This window comes from Paenibacillus guangzhouensis (assembly GCF_009363075.1).
Taxonomy (GTDB): domain Bacteria; phylum Bacillota; class Bacilli; order Paenibacillales; family Paenibacillaceae; genus Paenibacillus_K; species Paenibacillus_K guangzhouensis.
The window spans coordinates 1,300,061-1,321,631 of record NZ_CP045293.1 but is presented as its reverse complement, the minus strand read 5'-3'; the positions used below and the strand labels follow the sequence as shown (position 1 = coordinate 1,321,631).

The 21,571-nt window shown below is 48.6% G+C and carries 13 protein-coding genes and 2 riboswitches; of the genes, 4 read left to right on the top strand and 9 right to left on the bottom strand.

Features of this window, described 5'->3' with window-relative positions; translation table 11 throughout:
• Positions 1-5: 5 nt before the first annotated feature.
• The 3 genes from cls to gcvH form a co-directional block, all read right to left on the bottom strand.
• Complete coding sequence (gene cls, locus GCU39_RS05865) at positions 6-1,406, bottom strand: cardiolipin synthase (protein WP_265333531.1); 1,401 nt, start codon at positions 1,404-1,406, stop codon at positions 6-8.
• An 89-nt stretch (positions 1,407-1,495) separates the two neighbouring features.
• Positions 1,496-1,930 (bottom strand): MarR family winged helix-turn-helix transcriptional regulator, encoded by a 435-nt coding sequence (locus GCU39_RS05860; RefSeq protein ID WP_152392654.1) that lies wholly within the window; start codon positions 1,928-1,930, stop codon positions 1,496-1,498.
• A gap of 368 nt (positions 1,931-2,298) precedes the next feature.
• Positions 2,299-2,691, bottom strand: coding sequence for a glycine cleavage system protein GcvH (gene gcvH / locus GCU39_RS05855; RefSeq protein WP_152392653.1), 393 nt, complete (start codon positions 2,689-2,691; stop codon positions 2,299-2,301).
• Between the two features lie 209 nt (positions 2,692-2,900).
• Positions 2,901-2,995: riboswitch (glycine riboswitch) on the top strand.
• A gap of 3 nt (positions 2,996-2,998) precedes the next feature.
• Positions 2,999-3,098, top strand: a riboswitch (glycine riboswitch).
• Positions 3,099-3,202: 104 nt separating this feature from the next.
• Here gcvH and gcvT point away from each other — a divergent pair.
• The 3 genes from gcvT to gcvPB are packed head-to-tail and all read left to right on the top strand — an operon-like array spanning position 3,203 to position 7,133.
• On the top strand, positions 3,203-4,330 hold the full coding sequence (gcvT, locus tag GCU39_RS05850; RefSeq protein WP_152392652.1) for a glycine cleavage system aminomethyltransferase GcvT: 1,128 nt from the start codon (positions 3,203-3,205) through the stop codon (positions 4,328-4,330).
• A complete protein-coding gene (gene gcvPA, locus GCU39_RS05845) occupies positions 4,327-5,679 on the top strand; it encodes an aminomethyl-transferring glycine dehydrogenase subunit GcvPA (RefSeq protein ID WP_152392651.1) in 1,353 nt (450 codons plus the stop codon). Before gcvT ends, gcvPA begins: the two co-directional genes overlap by 4 nt.
• Positions 5,676-7,133 carry an aminomethyl-transferring glycine dehydrogenase subunit GcvPB gene (gene gcvPB / locus GCU39_RS05840; RefSeq protein WP_152392650.1) on the top strand — a complete coding sequence of 486 codons (1,458 nt, stop codon included), beginning with the start codon at positions 5,676-5,678 and terminating at the stop codon, positions 7,131-7,133. The genes gcvPA and gcvPB overlap by 4 nt, the downstream gene beginning before the upstream one ends.
• A gap of 71 nt (positions 7,134-7,204) precedes the next feature.
• On the opposite strand, the gene GCU39_RS05835 is transcribed toward gcvPB, so the two are convergent.
• The 4 genes from GCU39_RS05835 to GCU39_RS05820 all read right to left on the bottom strand — a co-directional run bounded on the left by GCU39_RS05835 (position 7,205) and on the right by GCU39_RS05820 (position 10,651).
• A complete protein-coding gene (locus tag GCU39_RS05835) occupies positions 7,205-8,125 on the bottom strand; it encodes a hypothetical protein (RefSeq protein ID WP_152392649.1) in 921 nt (306 codons plus the stop codon).
• Between the two features lie 82 nt (positions 8,126-8,207).
• Complete coding sequence (locus GCU39_RS05830) at positions 8,208-8,522, bottom strand: luciferase domain-containing protein (RefSeq protein ID WP_152392648.1); 315 nt, start codon at positions 8,520-8,522, stop codon at positions 8,208-8,210.
• 26 nt (positions 8,523-8,548) lie between these two features.
• Complete coding sequence (locus GCU39_RS05825) at positions 8,549-9,940, bottom strand: MFS transporter (RefSeq protein WP_152392647.1); 1,392 nt, start codon at positions 9,938-9,940, stop codon at positions 8,549-8,551.
• 141 nt (positions 9,941-10,081) lie between these two features.
• Entirely contained in the window at positions 10,082-10,651 is a 570-nt protein-coding gene (locus GCU39_RS05820) for a TetR/AcrR family transcriptional regulator (protein ID WP_152392646.1), read from the bottom strand.
• A gap of 193 nt (positions 10,652-10,844) precedes the next feature.
• On the opposite strand from GCU39_RS05820, the gene GCU39_RS05815 reads away from it, so the two are divergent.
• Complete coding sequence (locus GCU39_RS05815) at positions 10,845-12,995, top strand: HelD family protein (protein WP_152392645.1); 2,151 nt, start codon at positions 10,845-10,847, stop codon at positions 12,993-12,995.
• Between the two features lie 96 nt (positions 12,996-13,091).
• On the opposite strand, the gene GCU39_RS05810 is transcribed toward GCU39_RS05815, so the two are convergent.
• Positions 13,092-15,929 carry a LamG-like jellyroll fold domain-containing protein gene (locus GCU39_RS05810; RefSeq protein WP_152392644.1) on the bottom strand — a complete coding sequence of 946 codons (2,838 nt, stop codon included), beginning with the start codon at positions 15,927-15,929 and terminating at the stop codon, positions 13,092-13,094.
• Positions 15,930-15,962: 33 nt separating this feature from the next.
• Positions 15,963-21,092, bottom strand: a complete 5,130-nt coding sequence (locus GCU39_RS05805; RefSeq protein ID WP_227793601.1) for a discoidin domain-containing protein — start codon at positions 21,090-21,092, stop codon at positions 15,963-15,965.
• Positions 21,093-21,571 lie beyond the last annotated feature (479 nt).

Below are 21,571 nucleotides of genomic sequence, written 5' to 3'. Positions count from 1 at the left end.
ATGCACTATAGGATTGGGGAGATTAATCGCGTCAGCGATTCTCCAATCTTATGCATACGCGGCCGCGCTTCGTACATCTCACGCGTTAAGCGAACGGCATCCTTCATATCCTCTTCGAAAATGGCGTGCAGCTTGGAAGGCGTCTCTCCCCCATACAAAAACGCGTTGACCTCGAAGTTGAGCTTAAAACTCCGAATATCCATATTCGCCGTACCAACCGTAGCGACTTTGCCATCGGCGACCATCGTCTTGGCATGCAAGAAACCTTTCTGATAGAGATAACATTTCGCTCCAATTCGGAGGAGCTCTCCCAGATAGGAATAGGTTGCAAGATGGACGATTTTATGATCTGGCACCGCTGGAATCATGATACGCACATCGACGCCAGACAAGACGGCCATCCGAAGTGCATTCTGCATCGTCTCATCCGGAACAAAATATGGCGATTGCAAATATAACGTTTCTTTCGCAGAATTAATAAGCTTAATGCACGCGTTCTTAATCTGCTCTTGGGTACTGTTCGGCCCACTGGATACAATCTGAACGGCATCGCGGCCCGTCCGTTCTACAGGCACGAAATATTGTTCCATCTCCCTCAATTGCTGCGTTGAGGCCAAATCCCAGTCTAGAATGAACTGTGCTTGCATCTGGAACACACTGCTGCCATTCATCTTCAAGTGGGTATCTCGCCAATAACCGTAACGCTTATCGAGTCCGAGATATTCATCCCCTACATTAAATCCGCCAATGAATCCGACCGTGCCATCGATGATCGCAAGCTTCCGATGATTCCGATAGTTCAAGCGAAAATTCACATAAGGGATCCTCGACGGGAAGAAGGCCGCGACTTGTCCACCAGCATCAATCAGCGGCTTGAAGAACTGCCGAGATAATCCCGCGCTACCAATATCATCATATAAAAATCGAACATTTACATTCTCGCGTGCTTTGAGCGTTAGCGCGTCAATCAGACGACGGCCGAGATGATCATCCCGTACGATGTAATACATAAGATGAACGTGATGCTTCGCCTGTAAGATCGATTCGATGAGCGCATCGAATTTCTCATGACCATCCGTATAGATCGTGATGTCATTATCCTGGGTTAATATCGATTTAGCCGTCGATAGGTTCATATAGATCATGTCCTGGTAATCCGTATTGGCCCCATCTTGGAAATGAATCTGACCTTCCCTGAAAAATTGCTGCTGAGCCCGAACCATCTGATTCATATTTTCATGTTGCTCTTTGGGAATCTTATATATTTTGCGTTTGCTAATGTTCTGACCGAACAGGAGATATAGAATAAATCCGATCCCCGGGAGAAATAACAGGACCATCAGCCAAGCCCACGTATTTCCTACATTACGCCTCTCAATGAAAATGACCGCAATCGCTAAGACCATATTCAATATTGAAAGGAATGAATAAACGGAGCTCCATATACTCAAATTGTCTGGCCCGCCCTTCTATTCCATTTGATATCCATGATGCGCTACGCTTTGTCCTGTTCTGTGAACTTTGAGGTGATTTTCTCAAATGTCTCGACGAGCGCAACCAATTCTGTCTTGGTGAGGTCCGCTACTAACGGTTCAAGCGCTTGATCACGCAGTTTTCCAGTCTCTTTGAGGACTTCATGTCCTTTGTCAGTCAACTGGACGAGCACAATGCGCCGGTCATTCGGATCCGATTGACGAGCGACATAGCCGCTTTTCTCCAATCGATCGATCATCACCGTGATGGAGCTTGGCTTCACTTCCAAGCATTCCGCAAGCTGTGATAGTTTGCACAATCCTAGTTTGTACAAACGAAACAGCATCATGATTTGAGGCGGTGTTATTCCCGCAGGCAGCTTCTCAATCACTTCGCTATTGACTTTCTTGTGTACGAGATCCATTGCTCTCTGAAATCGTTCTAGATATGACTCCATAGTTCCTCCCCAAACACTCTCATCAAAATTATTTTTGATTTTCAACAATTAGATAATCTAAAATTATCATGTTCGTGTTGAAGTGTCAATGAAGATGAGCACCATCATCCTATGGCATATGCGCCAATCGTCGACACAGATAAGTCACATCTTGACCCGTACATGGGAGCAAGGCATAACGAAACACACCAACCTAAACCCTTGAATCTTCGTATCACTCGTAGTCAGTGTCGTCTTTTTCTGTATAAGGTATACAAATCCGTCAGCTGAACCTGCTGTTCAATCGGCTGCAGACATGACAAAAAGAGCTGTCCGCCGCTCAATCACCGCGAATCAACTCTTCGCATCACAACGTTATGGATTACCAATTAATCTTTGGTTAATTCACTGTAAGCATCTGCGGTTAACAGAAGTTGTACCGCATCGTCCGCCGTTCCGTCGACCTCCACCTCAACAAGCCAGCCGCCTGCATAAGGCTCATTATTCACGAGTTCAGGCTCCGTCTCGAGCTGCGTGTTGACGCGAATGACTTTCCCAGTAACAGGGCTGTACAATTCCGAGACCGTCTTGACCGATTCGATCGACCCCATACTGTCACCGGCTGTCACTTCATAACCGACTTCGGGAAATTCAATGAATACAATATCCCCAAGCTGATGCTGCGCATGATCCGATATGCCAATTCGGATTGTATTCTCCGAGATCACTTCAGCCCATTCATGCTCTTCACTATAACGCAAGTTTGGTTTTACTTCACTCATGTGAACGCCTCTTTTCTGAAAATGTCGCTGTAACGGATTGCATGTCTTTCGCTTGTCTTAGCTCCTGAGGTCTAATTCCCTATTAGCGTAGAACAACGATCACAAGGCTGTCAATATCCGGTATTAAATTATTTTCATTACCAAAAAAATTGATTGACAATGTAGTGAACGGTCGAGTATTAATGGAGTAATGGAATAATTAATCGCGGATGAGGGTAACGGGAGAGATTACCGAACCTAGGTAACGCCGAAGGAGTAAGCCTGCACAGGTGAATCTCTCAGGCAAAAGGACCTTTACCGGACGCACCTCTGGAGAGCATTCGAAGCGTCATGCTAATCGAATCACCCAAGGGGAAACTTATCGGACAATCGGTCCATAAGGTAACTCTCAGGTACAAAGGACAGAGCGAAGGAAATGGGATGCCTACCGGGCATCTAACGTTTCTTTTGCCTGTCTTTTTTTGTTGTTATCATGTGAACGCTACACAATCCAATCAGATGAGGTGAATGCATGACTCAGCTTCGCAGAACGCCACTTTATCCACTCTACGCAAGCCATGCCGGTGTCCGTTGTATTGATTTCGGCGGATGGGAACTGCCCGTCCAATTTCTTGGCATTCAGAAAGAACACGAAGCCGTACGACAACAAGCTGGTTTGTTCGATGTCTCGCATATGGGTGAGTTCATCGTCACGGGCGAAGGTGCAGAAGCCTTCCTCGGGCGTATGACGACAAACGATGTCACCAAGCTCCATGATGGTCAAGCACAATATACCTGCATGTGTTATTCAAATGGCGGCGTCGTCGATGATCTGTTGGTATATCGCATCTCGGCTGAGCATTACATGCTCGTCGTGAATGCCTCGAATATCGATAAAGATTGGGATTGGCTCACATTACATCAGCCAAGTCATGTGCAAATGGAGAATGTATCCGATCAGACGGCTCTCCTCGCGATCCAAGGTCCTTTGGCTGAAAAAATCTTGCAGCAAGCAACAGATGCACCACTTGCGGAAATAGCCGGATTCGAATTCATCCACGATACGTCTGTCTGCGGCGTACAGACGCTAATCTCACGTACAGGATATACCGGTGAAGATGGGTTCGAATTATATTTACGTGCGTCGGATGCTCCGGCTGTATGGACAGAGCTGCTAGAACTTGGTGAAGGGTTGGGGCTAGTGCCTGCAGGTCTTGGCGCGCGGGATACACTTCGATTCGAAGCCAAATTGCCGCTCTACGGCCAAGAATTAACAGCTAATATTACCCCTCTCGAAGCTGGTCTAGGGATGTTCGTGAAGCTTGACAAAGGAGATTTTATTGGACAGGAAGCACTCGCATATCAGAAGCAGACAGGCGTCCCTCGCAGACTTGTTGGCATTGAGCTGATCGATCGCGGTATCCCAAGATCCCATTATCCCGTCTATGCAGATGGCGTCCGAATCGGCGAAGTAACGACGGGGACACAATCCCCTACGCTCAAACGTAATCTTGGACTTGCATTGATAGATACAAAATATGCGGCTGTGGATACCGAAGTCGAAGTGGAAATACGCGGCAAAATACTTCGCGCCAAAATTGTACCCGCTCCATTCTATCGAAATCCAACACGTTCAACGGGAGGCATGAAATCAAAATGAAACATCGCTATCTGCCTATGACGCCACAAGATCAAGCCGAAATGCTCAAAGTAATCGGGATGGATTCCATGGATCAGTTATTCCAAGACATCCCTGCAGAAGTGCGCTATCAAGGCACACTCCCCATCTCAGAAGCACTGGATGAAATATCTCTCCTTCGCCATATGAAACAATTGTCCGATCAGAATGCTGATTTTGATCGATATACAAGCTTCTTAGGGGCAGGGATCTATGATCATCACGTCCCCGTTGTCATAAATCATGTCATTTCCCGCTCTGAATTCTATACCGCCTATACACCCTATCAACCTGAGATCAGTCAGGGTGAACTGCAAGCGATCTTCGAATTTCAATCCTATATCTGTGAACTAACAGGTATGGCAGTCGCCAATGCTAGTATGTATGACGGGGCAACCGCTCTTGCAGAAGCTGGTTCGCTAGCTGCTGGCGCAACGAGACGGAAGCAGCTCATCGTCTCGCGTACGGTGCATCCTGAAGCACGTCAAATCCTGCAGACATCTGCGCGCGGTCTTAATCTCGAGATCGTAGAAATCGATTTTCAGAATGGTGTTACCGATCTTGAACAGCTCAAATCGCAAATGAGTGCGGATACCGCCGCTGTCCTCATTCAATCCCCTAACTTCTTTGGCTGTATCGAGGATATTAAGGCTATTGGCGAGATGATTCATGCGCACAAAGGATTACTGGTTGTTAGCGCGAATCCGTTATCGCTCGGCATACTGGAGAGTCCCGGCAAGCTTGGCGCGGATGTCGTCATTGGAGATGCACAGCCATTCGGGATTGCGGCGTCATTAGGCGGGCCCACTTGCGGTTACTTCGCTGTAACGGAATCCCTGATGCGCAAGATGCCGGGACGAATCGTTGGGCAGACATTAGACCGTGATGGCAAGCGCGGCTTCGTCTTAACGCTGCAAGCGAGAGAGCAGCATATTCGCAGAGAAAAAGCGACCTCCAACATTTGCTCGAACCAGGCACTGCTTGCGCTATGCGCGTCAGTGTACCTATCCACGATGGGCAAGCAAGGCATTCAAGATGTGGCACGCTTGAACATCCAGAAATCACATTATGCTGCAAATATGATTCGACAATCTGAACGTCTCGCTGTGGCGTATACCTCCCCGTTTTTCAATGAATTCGTTGTCCGCTTGCCGGACGGGGCGAATCCGGCTCAGATCAATGAGCAACTGCTCGCATCAGGATATCTAAGCGGATATGATCTAGGCCATGCCTATCCTGAATTACAGGGGCATTTATTAATTGCCGTCACCGAACGGAGAACCAAAGACGAGATTGATCAATTCGTAACACGTCTGGAGGCATGTCTATGAGTCAGAATCAAGCTTTAATCTTCGAACTAAGTCAACCAGGACGTGTCGCCTATGCATTACCTGAATGCGATGTTCCGGAAGTCAGCTTATCCGAATGGATCCCTGAATCCTACCTTCGTACGGAACCAGCGGCACTCCCAGAAGTCTACGAAGTTGATGTCATAAGGCATTACACCGCCCTGTCGCGTCGAAACTTCGGGATTGATAATGGCTTCTACCCGCTTGGATCCTGTACGATGAAATACAATCCGAAGATTAATGAAGATGTGGCGCGGTTCGCTGGGTTCGCGAAGATCCATCCATACCAGCCGGAATCGAGCATCCAGGGAGCGCTTGGTATGATGTATACCTTACAGCAAGATATCGCTGCGCTTACTGGCATGGATCAGGTTACGCTTCAACCTGCTGCGGGTGCGCACGGCGAGTGGACGGGACTCATGATGATTCGAGCGTATCACGAGTCTCGAGGTGAGGTTCGCACGAAGGTAATCGTTCCGGATACGTCACACGGCACGAACCCTGCCAGTGCTACCGTCGCCGGCTTCGATACCATTACGATCCCATCGAATGCTCGCGGCCATGTCGATCTGGATGCCTTGCGTTCTGTCGTGGGTCAAGATACGGCAGCGCTGATGTTGACGAATCCGAATACGCTAGGACTCTTCGAGGAGCAAATCGTCGAGATCGCTCATATCGTTCATGAAGCAGGCGGTCTTCTCTATTATGACGGTGCCAACTCGAATGCTATCATGGGCATTACGCGTCCTGGCGATATGGGGTTCGATGTCGTGCACTTAAATCTGCATAAGACGATGAGCACACCGCATGGCGGCGGCGGACCAGGGGCTGGACCTGTCGGAGTCAAGGGCATTCTTGCGCCATTCCTCCCGAAGCCGATTGTCGGTCAGCGCGAGGATGGCAGTTATTATTTGGATGACAACATCCCGCAATCAATCGGTCGTGTCAAAGCCTATTACGGCAACTTCGGCATTCTTGTACGGGCCTACACGTATATTCGTACCTATGGGCCGGAAGGATTACGCCAAGTCTCGGAGAATGCTGTCTTGAACGCAAACTATATGATGCATCGCCTAGCACCTTATTACGAAATTCCTTACCCAGGTGTATGCAAACATGAATTCGTCATGTCCGGCAAGAGCTTCAAGGAATATGGCGTGCGAACACTCGATATTGCCAAACGCCTGCTCGACTTCGGCTATCATCCACCGACGATCTACTTCCCGCTGAATGTGGAAGAATGCATCATGATCGAACCGACGGAGACAGAGAGCAAAGAAACACTGGATGGGTTCATCGATACGATGATTCGAATTGCGGAAGAAGCAGCGACGAATCCAGAGCTGCTGCTGAATGCACCGTATGATACGGCCGTACGGCGTCTCGATGAGACGCAAGCCGCTCGCAAGCCTGTACTCAACTGCAGCTGCGGGTAATGACACGATCATCATAGAAACGAGGTGCCATTCGTCCGAGAAATCAGACGAATAGTACCTCGTTTCTTCCTTTATATCGTATTCGTGTCCAATCCCTGAATCCGCCCATAGGCCCGCAGTACCCGAAGATTGTTCAATGTCAGAATCCCTTGCCATTCGTGCCTTGCAACGGGCCATTCTTCCTCAAACCGTCCCCAAGCCCAATTCGGTCCCCATGATCCATCCGATTCCTGCGATGCAATGAGACGATCAAGCTCGCCAGGAATGACTTCTGCATATCGTGCGAAATATTTAGCACTCGGCGATGCTGCCACTTGCAATGGATAAGCACCATATCCTTGCCCTTCCTCAGGATGGTGAATCACACAATTCTCGACAAAGCGATCGAGGCGATCTGAAATCCGCTGCACCTGCTCTTCCGGCAGCAGCTCTGCAAGGTGAAGATAACAGAACATTTCATGCATTTCTTGACACTCGGACCGATTCAGGATGTAATCTAGCGCTTCATCCACGATCTCCTGAACAAATTCGCTAGGCGCAAGATGACGGTATTTGTACAAGTAACCTGCTAACTCTGCATTGGGGTTCCCCCATGTCTCATCGAATCCACCATAATTCCACCAGATTGCACGAGGAGATTCATCCGCTTCCCGCGGAATGATATCCCATCCCTTTCGATCCTTCCGATAGGTGTGAATGAGGTATTGCATGGCATGACGTAAGATGCCCTCGTACTCCCCTTCTCTATTCAGTCTCTCTATGATCTGAAAAGCGATTGAAGTGCTAATCGCTGACGACACCGGCGTACGTATATCCGGTTCAAGCCCGTGGAACCCGCCATCCTCATTCTGGTAACGAGACAAATGTTCCAAGACGGATGAAGCACTCCCACCTTCAAACTCATACGCATACAGTGCATTCTCAATTGCGCGTGCCTCTGACTTCATAAAGGATTGTGCCTGATTAAAGTGAGATTGTGATAACATTTCCATCTTAACGCCTCCCCAAAATGAGAACTTTTGTTCTTATGATAATAAGATACCATAATCTGCCTCGTCTGTCATGTCCTCGAATTCATTTGACGCTCATCATCGTGTATTTGAATCGAAGCAATTCCACCGCGTTCGCAAGATCTTCTGCCGACTTCATATAGATGGAGATCCAATTCGAATCCGGATAGAGATGATGATGCGCTGCGCGCCCTTCCGCAATGAACTGATCTCGTGAAGATCTCGGCAGTAGAATATCAACCAGATCCTCACCATGCAGATGCCCTATTTCTTTGCCCTGATACAGAAATTCGATCCCCCCAAATCGATGGGGTTTCTGTGTGACGTCTGGCCAAGATAACAATTGCTCACGTATGACTTGCTTGACGGATAACGTCATCGTTCCTCATCCTCTCCCATCCTTATTTAGGTTTGTTTGGCCATGTGCTCAAGGCCGGCGCTTGGTTTCTTTGTTCGGAACTTCATTTGGAAAAACATTAAAATACCTACGTAAAGTACGGCGAGTACAAGATATACATTACTGTACAGTGCACTGTCGATTCCAAGGTGCAACGGATTCCAGTTCATCGGTGCACCACTCGCACTGACAATACTATACATCCCTGCTGCAACCCCTTGCGAGATGAAACCAATCATCGAGAATAATCCCATTCCAACGCCTGCTTGGTCTTTGGGCAATGTCGTCGAGACGAAGTTGGACATCGCTACAAGCATGAACGATTGCCCTACATTCCCGAATATTAAGAACAGGCTAATCCAAAGCGGTGATATGCCGACAAAGATGGATAATAAGATGAAGCAAAAAATTAGACTGCTGGAAGCGATCGTGAACAAATACGTATTTCCTTTCTTATCTGCCAACTTCCCTCCTTTCCTCCCAAGCATGGAGGAGACAATCGCAGCAGGCACCATCGCGAACCCGATCCACGCGGATTCCAAATGATAAACGTCTGAGAGCAAGATCGGAGTCAAGAAGTATAACGCCATGCCGATACAATTGATTAGAAAGCCTAAGACTAGGGCTGTTGTATAGTTAAAGCTGCGGAACAAACGCGGTTGAATGAATGCTTCCCGTGCCGTTCGAATGCGTAGGATGAAGAGGATCAAGGCGACCGCACTCAACGCAAGATACCAGAGGATGTGGTTCGTGATTCCAAACAGTAAGGTGGAGACCGTTAATGCGAGCAGCAAGCCGCCAAGCCAATCGAACGCCGTCACATTATTTTTCGGCTCGTATTCTAAATGCCTACGATAGAACGGCAGCAGCACGAGGACGAGAAGTGACGGGAAGAACAACCATCTCCAACTTGCGACACTCGTCATGCCTGCAGCGAATACAGGAGCAAGTGCGCTCCCTAGCGCGAGTCCAACCGCCATCATAGCGATGGCAGATCCACGCTTCTCCGGCGCATAGTATCGAATCGGAATCATCATCGCCAGCGCCGGAATCGCTGATGCGCCAGCAGATTGCAGGCATCGTCCTAGCAGCGCAACCCAGAAGGTCTGTGAGATAAGACCAATCAGGGATCCGACGGCAAATAATATTAACCCGAACGTAAGGAGCGACTTCAATTGAAAACGATCGGACAGCTTGCCGTACGTCACCGTTCCAAACGCATAGATCAGGGAGTAGGCCGTAGATAACCAACTCACTTCTGCAATCGATAGATGAAACTCTTGGCTGATCTGAGGAAGAACGACATTGAACATACCGGCACTCATCGAAGAAATCATGGCGGTAAACATCAATAACCGCATTAATTTTGGACCTTTCTGCTGATGTGAATCAGGTCTCATTGAAATCACTCCTTCGTTAATATAAATGTGTGCAAGTACATACTTTCATACAAGTGATAAGAAAACCTCTATCACAGCCCCTATTCATTGCTTTAGGGCCTACGGTTAGAGGTGAATCTTAGTTATGAATCAAATAACTGGTTAAGTCGTCAACGCCTTCGTAAATAGTCGCGTACTCTCTTCAATAAACGACTCCAGCACATTTGAACTAAGCACGCTATTAAACGCACCATAATGCATCCACATGAAGGATAATGCCTGGATTTCCGGATTGGTGATTGTTGCTTTCTGTTCGTGAGACATCTTGATCAGATATTCCGTCAACAATTTCTTGAGCTGCTGTGGATGTCGGTCCGCTTCCACCTGTACTCCCTCGGGAAGTGTGCTGCCGCCCTTCTGCGCAATAGCAATTAATTTGCGATTCCGATTCATGATCTTATGGTACGTTCGGCTAATAAGGAGTAAATCTGCATGCAGGTCACCTACCAGATCGTCATGGAACAGTTTCGTCATCTCATCTGCATAATGATTGTGCTGTAATGCGGCTTCGAGCAGGTTCCCCTTCGTACCGAAGTGGCGAAATAACGTCACTTCATTCACTCCTGCGGCCTGCGCAATCTCTTTGGTCGACGTCCCGTCATACCCTTTCTCAGCCATAAGATCTACCGCTGCCTGGAGCAGCTTATCACTTGTACTTCGATTATTTGCCATATCTTCTACCCACCTTGAATGCAAGTACTTACTTACATCTTTATCATATGCCAGCCGTACTCGATTGTCAATAACAGGAAACATCTATTTTGATATTATCTTGTCTCCATCGAAACTTTGCTTTTTACCATTCTTTATGATATATTACTTACTCCTTTCATACGGGCCATTAAATCTTAGGAGGTAACTGAAAATGGAAGACACTTTTCAAAGTGCCTATCAAGACGAACTCCGTCAGCTCGAGATTGCCCAAGCGCAAATCGATACACAGCTGGCCAAACTACGCAATACGCCGGTCTACACCGGTAGTGATTTTACGGAACAAGTATTAGAGGATACCCGGGAGCAAAGACGTCAGCGTCTTAGTCGCGCAGAGAACGAACCGTATTTCGGACGTCTGGATTTCCAGTCAGGCCATGCTGCATCTCCCACACCTCTCTATATCGGAAAAGTCGGGGTCAATCATGGCGATGATCAGGAAATCGAACAGGAAAATCCGCTCGTCATTGATTGGCGTGCGCCGATCGCTAGCCTATTCTACTCGTTCACCGGCGGCCTCGAACCCGCTTCCTATGAATCGCCTGACGGCATGATCGAAGGACTCGTCTATCTCAAACGAAATCTGGTCATTCGCAAAAGAATTCTTCAGCGCGTCGTGGATACGTATGTCCGGGATAGCGACCAACCGGCTGTATCCGATGAATTTCTTCTCTATCGACTCGGGGAGAACAAAGATAACCGCTTGCGGGATATCGTCTCCACCATTCAAGCCGAACAGGATCAGATCATTCGGGCAGCCAAAAATACCGCTTTAATGATTCAAGGGGTTGCCGGAAGTGGTAAAACAACCGTCGCACTGCACCGTCTAGCCTTCCTGCTCTATCAATACCAAGAGCAAATACGTGCGGAACGCATGATTATTTTCGCACCGAACCAAATGTTCTTGAACTATATCTCGGATGTGCTGCCTGAACTAGGTGTCGGGAACATTCAGCAGAACACGTACGCAGATTGGGCGATGAACTTACTTAATTTAGACGTGAAGCTTCTTCCTCCATCCGATATGTGGTCGATTTGGTTCGAATCGCTGGATAACCGTCCAGTGCTCAACGATGATGTATCGGGGCGTTACAAGGGATCCATTCGATTCCGGCATTGGATTGATCAATCCCTCGAACAACTCGGCGCAAATTGTGTGCCTGAGGTTGATTTTGAAGCATGGGACGGCAAGATTCTTCCCCTTCAGACGATTCGACAATGGTTCTTCGAAGAGTACCAGCATTATGCGTTAGCCAAACGTAAAGAACGCGTCCTCGCCAGAATCAATCGCTGGATCGAGATGGAGCTCAAGCCGATTACGAACAAGGTGAAGCTCAAGGAATTCAAGCAGAAATCGAGTCAACGCATCAAAGCATATACGAAAAAATGGCCTGATTTCAATGCGCTTGCGATCTACAAAGCCTTGTTCCAACAAGGTAAACGGGCAGATAGCTTCCCTGCTGACCGGTTCGAATCGATTCCTGCAGGGGTTGTCAAAGAGACGAATGCAACGCTCAAAAAGGGAGAAATTCGACATGAGGATCTGGCGGGACTGCTCTATATCCATGTGAAAATGCACGATATTGAGAGCAGCTCACGATTCGACCATATCGTCATCGACGAAGCACAAGACTTCTCACCGTTCCAAGTAGCCGTTCTGGATCTATTCGTACGGAATCATTCCTTTACGATCCTTGGTGATCTCTCGCAAGGAATCCATGCCTACCAAGGCATTCATGAATGGCATGAAATGCAATCCTTATTCGCTGCCTCAGATACGGCTTATTTCGCACTGACACGCAGCTATCGATCGACGATGGAGATTATTGATTTCGCGAATGGGATTCTGAAACATGGCGTGCAGACGGACCTGCTCGCTGAGCCTGTCTTCCGCAGCGGCCAACAGGTGCAAGTTCAATCCGTCGCATCCGCGGAGGAAGTCTCTTTCATCCAACGGGCGATTGAACAATTTCATCAATCGGACTATAATACAACGGCTATGCTGACGCGCACGTTGCAGGAAGCCAAAGAACTACATGCTAAGCTTATAGATCACGGTGTTAACGTCAATCTCATCGACGGCAGCAAGAGCGAATACCTCGGCGGAATCTCTGTCCTGCCAGTCTATCTGTCCAAAGGATTAGAATTCGATGCTGTACTGCTAATGGACGTCGATGCGCACCATTACCGGGAAGGCGCAATGGATGCAAAGCTGCTCTATGTCGGATGTACTCGTGCATTACATGAACTTTGGGTGCTGTATAACGACGATTTGACGCCATTCATTACGAACTCGGCGAGCTAACCTAACCAAATATCCATCCTATTCATAGAGAAAAGGCTGTTCCGTCGTCAGAAATGACGATAGAACAGCCTTTTTCATCGGTTAGCGATCATCCCATTACTTGATTATCTGAGAAGCAACCGCCGATAGATCAGAAATGTCGATTATGCCATCTCGGTTCAAGTCATACTGCTTCACCTGCTGCCAATCTGGGCTCGATGTCGACTTGCCATAATGCGCTGCAATAATCGCGAGGTCACCGATACTGACTTTGCCGTCATGGTTCACATCAGGCGAACTAGGGCCGGTGTCAGGTGTTACTTGGACTTGGACATTCGACAGACTTGCTTCAAGTTCTTGACCATTCTCATCCGCGAGCACTGTTTTGTTCACGGAAACTTTGGCCGATGCGGCTTGCTCCACCGATTTAGCCTTGAATGTCATTTCAAGCACATCCGTATTGCCTGAGATTCCTTTATCCGCGCCCATGCTCGCAAGGATGAATCGGAGCGTTCCCGGGTTCTGTGACGCATTCGGTATGAGATGAAGATTCGATTGCAACGACTTCGCATCTACATATTCCAGCAGGTTCGCATCGTATTGCATGGTTACATCTTCAGCGTAGACGCTCTTCGTTACCCGATTGATCGCCAGCTTGACCGTGAACGTCTGACTTTCTTCCACAGTATCTTTACTAGCTGTCAGAGCTGTCACATGGTTCGTCTCAGGTTCGATCTTGGACTTATCCAACTCCGTCTTCGCTGTCTTCAACTGCTCGATGGCAGCTTGAACTTCGCTCTTCGTCACGGTTCTCGACTTCAGCACAAGCTCCGCCGCATTGATCTTCGCAGCATATGCCGCCATCGCGCTCGCTGGATATTGTCCAGGATTCGTACCTACGACCGAAGTATCGTTCGCTAATTGTCTTGCGGACTGAATATCATTGTACAGCGTGTTCAGTTCTTCGATGGACAAGCGCTGCGACAATTCGTTATAGAGCATTTGTACTTGTTCAGGGTAGATCGCATAGCTGTAGAACCTCGCGACACTCACATCACCATCCAACACGTAATTTCCGCGATTGTTCGCTTCAGGGTCCGCGCCAATGGCGAATTGGATATCCGATTGCGCGATCGTACCAGAGGCTGCCATGGAACCGACTTGCGTACCGTTTAAGAAGAGGAGAATTTGAGCGCCATCATAGGTTGCGACGAGGTGATAGATCTTGTTCGGTTCCACTTGAACGCCTAATCGTTTATAACTGCCGCCGATATGCGCCCACAGCTCCATCTTCCCGCCTGTCGTCGATTCGAAAATAACGCCGGAGCTCTGCGTATTCCCGAATACATCCTGGTTGCGCGTCGAGTTCAATTTAAATAGGGATTCTAGCGTAAATTGGTTCTTCACATTTTTAATGGAGCTGCTGACCGGAATGCTAAAATATTCGTCTGTCGTCCCATTCATGCGCGCAACGTACTTTTTGAACTCCGGGCTGTAGACGATCTTTGCACTGCTGCCTGTTGAGGTTGCATGATTCTGTGCTGGCGAACGATCTTTACCCGTGCCATCGATGAAGTCGATATCAATGACATCCGCCACAGGCTTCTCGAGCGCTGGCTTGTTGCCTGTTGTCGCCTCTACCTTAAGCGGAATATCGCTGCGGTTATTGAACGAATCGATCGCTGTCACTTCAATCCGATACTTCGTCTCCGGCTGGAGACCGCTGATATCGAAGGAGAGCTGCGCTGGTGCCGGGTCATCGTATTGCTGAGCGAACGCGAGGAACGATTGTACCGTGCCGCCAGTCGCTGCGTTTACGGCTTTCACTTCATAAGAACGAACAAATAGATTATCCGTGGCTTGATCGAATGTTACACGCATTTGCTTCGGACCTATGCTGGATGGATCTATCGCCGCTTTGGCCGAACTCGGGAAAACAGGTTTCACTTTATCCCGGTCATCCGTGTACGTGAATTGACTCTTCACGGCCGGATACTTGACGACCCAATCGTCACCGGTCCATGCGTTCGTATGGAAATCTCTGCGTTTGATGCGCACTTCGTTATCGAACACTTCGACGACCAGTCCCTGCGTAATCTCATCACTTGGATGAATCCCTTGAATCTTCCCTGGCTCTAATTCGGGATAACGAACCGCTGCGGTTCCCACCGCCGTGAAGTCGCGTTGGCTGATGGAACCTGGGTCGTCAAGAACATAATGGGAGTGACCCGAAAATGTAATCACTTGCGGATATTTTGCGATCGTATTGTACAGCTTCGTTGCATTCTGCTTATGTCCCCACAAATCGCTGCCGTATACCGTATTCGTTATCGGTTGATGCAAGAATACGAAGATGGGCTTATTCGGATCTGCTTCTTCCGCTAGTTTCGTATCCAGCCAGTTCAGCTGGGTATCGGACAATGTTCCATCCCGCGTCCCATCTTCGCTGCCTAGAATTATGAAATGATATCCATTGATCCATTGGTCATAATAAATGCCGCTCATGCCCGTCTTGTCTTTGAAACGCTGCTGCATCGCGCTTGCGCTGCCATTGATGTAATCATGGTTCCCTATTGAGAATAGTGATACCGCGCTAGGAACCTTCAAGTTGTTGTAGTTGCTCATCAATGTATCATATTGCTGGACGGTCCCGCTGTCCGTAATATCGCCAACGGCTGCTAGCGCGTCATAATTCGGCGCGATCGCCTTCAACTGGTTCAAGACCATTTGCCACTTCGGCACGTCCTTCGGTGTATGACCGATGTGAATGTCACTGACGACAGGAAAGACAAGATTCTTGCCATCCGGGCGCTTCGTTGTCGTGTGGGACGCTGCTTCCGCAGCATCCCCTCGACCCATGCCCACCCACGTGGTGAATAATTGAAGAACCATTGCAGCAATTAGCAGCTTCGACATCGCTCGTGATATCCCGAAGCGACTCTGTTTGATCTCCATGGACTAGCATCCTCCCCAACGTTATGATTTGGCTTACTTCAGAATGAGACTTGCCACTTCTGCCAGGTCAAGAATATCGATCACGCCGTCTTTCTTCAGATCCATATGTTTAATTTTATCCCAATCTGGGCTTGCAGAAGTCTTCCCGTAATTGATCGCCATGAGCGCAAGATCACCAATCGTTACTTTGCCATCGTGGTTCAAATCGCCTGGGACTCCTTGCGGCTCAGTCAGGATTTGAAGACGGAAAGTGGAAGGCTTCGCACTTACCTCAGCCCCCGTCGCGTCACCAAGCACAGCGCTATCCAAGCTGATGTCCGTCACGCGGTCCTGATCCGTATTCTTCGCCCGGAATGTGATTTCGAGTACTTGTGCATCACCTTTAATTGCTTTGCCCGGGCCTTCGCTCGCAACAATGTAATGCAATTTACCATTACGATCCGATTTTTGCAGTACATTCAATCCATCCTTCACCGGATTTACGACAACCACTTCAAGCGCACTCGTATCGTAGGTCAATGCCAGCTCCTCAGCGTAGACATCCGTCGTTACGCCGCTTAAGCCAATTCGAACTTTAACTTCCTTACCGGATAGAACCGTGCTATCACCCGTGAGGGATGTAACCGGGCTCGCCTGTGCAGCTGGCTTCACATGCACCTCTGCCTTAGCTGTTTTGCCGCCGAAGCTTGCCGTGATCGTCGTGTCGCCAACGGCTACCCCTCTCAGATTGCCGTCTGTAACCGTTGCAATGGTAGGCTTCTCGACAGTCCATACTACTTGTGCGGTAACGTCTTTGCTCGTGCCGTCAGCATATTTTGCCGTCGCTTGAACTGTCGTCGTCTCGTTCACTTGAACGGTATAACTTGTTGCATTCAAGGCAATCGATTGAAGCTCTGCTTGCGCGTCTGATGAACGATAGACATTGATCTCCGCGACAGATGCAAAGTCCCCTACACCTTCCGTAGTCTCTAGCTTAATGAATTTGGCTTTGACTGGGGCGAAATTGATCTCTTTCAACAGATTATTTTTGAGCCATTTGCCGCTTCCCACCTTCGTATAATTCGTACCATCTTCACTGACGTAGAGATTGTAAGCTAGGATCGTACCGTTACTCGCTTCTGGACGAGGCAAATAGTCCACACAGCTAATCGTATATGTCCCGCCAAGTTCAATGATCAGGGATTGTGGGAGCGGATCTACGTTATACCACTTTGTATGCCAATGTGTCTCTGAATTGCCGTCGATCGCATACTTCGGATCGTTCTGACCCGCTTCGAAGCTCGTCGCTGATGCAGTCATTTGCGATTGAGGGATCTTCACGAGATTCTCCTGACCTTTCACAGTCACCTCACTGGATGCTTTGAAATTGCCGTCTGTCGTCGTCACCGTGATTGTCGCTTTGCCTTGACCTTTCGCCGTTACAACACCTTGCGCATCAACCATAGCCACGGCAGGATCGCTGCTGCTCCATGTCACCGTCTTGATCGTGGCATCGACAGGGGCAATGGTTGCGGTAAGTGTCGCTGCAGCTCCAAGCACATCCATACTTAGTGTCGGTTTATCCAGTGTCACACCCGTAACCTTCGTAACACCGCCAAGCGAATAGCCGAACAACTTGAATTCCGCGATACTCGCTCTAGCATCTGCATCCGGTAAGCCTGTAATCGTAATACGCGCATACCGCCCGCGGCTCGCGAAGTTATCTTTGATCTCGGCACCTGCCTCCGTATTGGCTGTACGATTCGCCACCTGAATCCAAGCGGATGTATTGTCTTCACGCACCTCAATTTTGTACTGATAAGGCTTCGTGCTTGATTCGAATGAAGTCTCAGAGCCTTGTATCGAATACATTTTGCCGAAATCAATCGTTAAGGTATGGCCTAACTGATTGTCAGATGCAGACCATCTCGTCTCCGCCTTGCCGTCATTGGCATTAGTGGCTGGGAAGGCCGGATCACTGTTATCCGCTGAGATTGCTTTGCCTTCGGAAATGTTCGAAATGACGATTTCCGCCTGCGGGGCATCATAGACATCGATTTCCGAAGCTGATGCGAAGCCGCCAACGGCTTGAACAGCTTCTAATTTCACATATCTTGCAAGAGTTGGCGCGAATTTAATATATTTCTTCTGATTATTACGCACCCAATCCCCACTGCTTATTTTGGTGTAGTTCGTTCCGTCCGTACTTAGATACAAGTTGTAATTCGTGAACGTTCCATTGCCTGCATCCGTCCGCGGCGCATATCGCACCAGGCTGATTTCATGGATCGATCCAAGGTCCAGGGTAATGGATTGAGGGAGTTTATCCGCACCGTTCCACTTCGTATGCCACACTGTGCTCGACTTCCCGTCGATTGCTTTGGAGGCCTCACTACCTGGTTCGAAGCTCGTCGTCGATGCTTTCATTTCTGATTTCTTGATCGGTGTAGGCGCTGGTTTGGTCGGATCGCGATAGACATTCGCTTCGGCGATGGATGCGAATCCGTTTACGCCTTTGACAGCTTCAAGCTTTAGGTACTGCACTTCGACGGTATCGAACGTAATCGTTTTCTCTTCTTTGTCTGCATTCCACTGCCCGCTTGTCACGAGCGCATAATTCGTACCATCTAAGCTGCTATACAGCTTATACTCCGTAATGATGCCATCATTTCCGCCGTATTGACGTGGAAGGACTTTGATTCGATTAATGAAATGATTCGTTCCAAGGTTGAACGTAATCGATTGCGGCAATGCAGCCGATCCCGTGAGCGATGTACTCCAGATGGATTCTCGACTCGCATCGAGCACATTGGAAGCTGGGGTCGATGCATCCGCATTCGATGCCGTTGCTACGATATCTTCCTGCGGAATCCGGCTCGGATCCGTATCCTCTTGCGGGATTTCAATTACGACAGCATCTTTGAGCGGCGTTGTATCTGCGACGAAGCCTGTCGTACGCAGCTCGAAGCCTTGATTCGTCGGCATTTCAACGGTCTTCACGTATAGAATGCCGCGTTTGTCTGCTGCATCGAAGAACCAACCGCTGGCTGCCGCATCCCAAGCAGACTTGCCAGATAATTCATTCATCGAAGCGCCGTTCAATGTTACTGAGCCTGGTTTGTCGTGCATGTGAATCATAAATTGATTCTTGCGCGCTTCCAGCTTGCCCTTATAGTCTCCAATTGTCGCGCCGACTTGAATGACAAGGTCGCCCGTTCCAGTGTCCGGTGCGATCGATTTGATCAGTGTCTCCGCATATTTGCCTTGACGATGTTCTCTCGTCACACCGTCATCCTCATACATCTTGAAGCTGGAGGTCTTATATGGATAAATATCATACGTAATCGGATTCGGCGGCACTTGACCGTCATAGAGCGACTCCGGATACATCGGAATGATTGCCCCCGCTTTGACTAGCAATGGCAATTTATTAAGTGGTGCGGCGTATTCATCGAGCATTTTGGATCCATAATGTTCTGCCCCGCTCCAATAATCAATCCATTTCCCCTTCGGCAAATAGATGCCATTACGCATCGTTGTATCGGTGTATACCGGTGCGACAAGGAAATTCTCACCCGACATAAATTGATATTGCGTCAGCGTGTTTTTCGTATTCGGGTCGTTCGGATATTCGAAGACCATCCCGCGCATCAATGGCACACCCGATACGTACGATTCGTGCAAATACGTATAGAAATAAGGGGTAAGTCGCTGACGTAGTTTCAAATAGTCACGGTTGTAGCTTGTGTACGGTTCACCCCATACCCAAGGTTGCTTGTCTTTCGCTGCCCAGCCCGACATATTCATCAAAATCGGCGTGAATACTTTCCACTGCAGATCGCGCACCTGGGTCTTCGCACTGCCGCCGAAGATGCCATCGATATCTCCTGTGGAATAAGCCATCCCGGATAATCCTGCACCGATCATGGAAGGAATATGGAACCGAATGAATTCCCAATCACCCGCTTGATCCCCAGACCAGACGGTTGAATAACGCTGCGTCCCAGCCCAACCGGCAATCGACCATACGTATCCGCGATCATTGGAGTTGTTCTCCGTCCCTTGATAAGCTTGCTTCGAGCCGTTTAACGCAAAATCATGGCCCGACCCGACCCAAGCAACATCTAATTTGTTCAACCGTGTGCCATGCACGCCTACCTCTGTAGCAATCTGATCTACACCCTGCTGCGTCCAGAGACCTGTGTAAAAACCTAATTCATGGAGTTTCTGAACGGTCTCCGTCAGGTTGACGTAACCGCAACCATAACCGTCGTTCGGAAGAATCCAAGCGCCTGGCATATCCTTATCGCGATAAGCTTGCGCGACTTTCAACACATCTAGGGTTGTGTCCGGCGCCTTGTTGTAGCAGTCGGCATCCCCGAGCCCCATCCCCCATCTCGGAATGAGCGTCGGTTTGCCCGTCAGATCCGTATACCCGTTCAGAATATCCTTCATGGACTCGCCATAGAAGTAATACGCATCGAATCGATTCTCATTATGTGTCAGACTGAGCGGACTTCCGAAATCGTATGAGCCTTCCCGGAACGTATTGCGCAGTACGCCATATCCGTTCGTGCTTAAGTAGAATGGGGATGGATTGGATACCGTGCCATCGCCCCAACCGCCGAAATTATTGCCAATCTTGATCGTCTTATCCCGGTGGGAGAAATATCCATTCTGCATCCCGCCGCCATAGAAGTATTCATCTACGCCGCGTGATAGCTTCTGCGTTGTCGACGTACCCGTATAGTTCAAGCTGGCTTGCTCTTCCCAGACGAGGGTGGCATTGTCTGCCTTATACATCGCGAACTTCAGCGGGCTCTTGTAAGCGCGCAGGACGAACTTGCCGCTATTCATCTTATAGTAAGCGCCTTCATCTGACCACGTCACTTGAACTGGTCCGAAGTCATTCTTGATCACGATCGGTTCCAGCGGCGCACCGCCGTTTTTTCCCGGCGCATCGGTGAATGTCCCATTCACGCCTAGCCAGATGCGGACCATATCATCGCGATAGAAAATCGCTCTGACTTTGTCACTTCCACTCGTGATCGTGAACGTTTTATCATCGGTTTTCTCGAACTTCGTAATGTCTCCAACAGCAGCAGCATGCGTTGTCTCTTGGCTCATCAGGAACATGGTCAAGGCAATCATCACCGTAAACGTGGTTAACAGTAGACATTTCATGTTTCTCAAGATACATTATGCCTCCTTTAGCAGATCAATCAGGTTCCAATCTCAAAATGTTCTTCGGGTTGCGATGAGATCAATGGGTGCAGTCCATTACCATTAGCGTAAATGAAGGTAAATGCTCGTGAGTATGCGTCCGACTTTCACAATCGTCGTTCAAGTGGTTGCGGAGATCCGTGGATAGATTAGAGGATGTGTATTGGTGTCATGGTTATGATCATACTCCTGCTGCGTTAACCAGACCGAGCAATGTCGCATGTGTACAGTACGCGAATTGATTCCCTCCTTTCGTTTGCTCAGGCATCTGTCCAAGCTCGAGGATACATTTTGTATCTCATATTCTTATGATAGTGGACGAATCCGTTTTTTTCTAGACAAAATTTTGACTTTTTTACTTAGATTTTTGATTTATTCTTGCAAATAAGATACTTAATGTATCACAACATTGAAATATTCTTGTCCGTCAGGATTGGCAC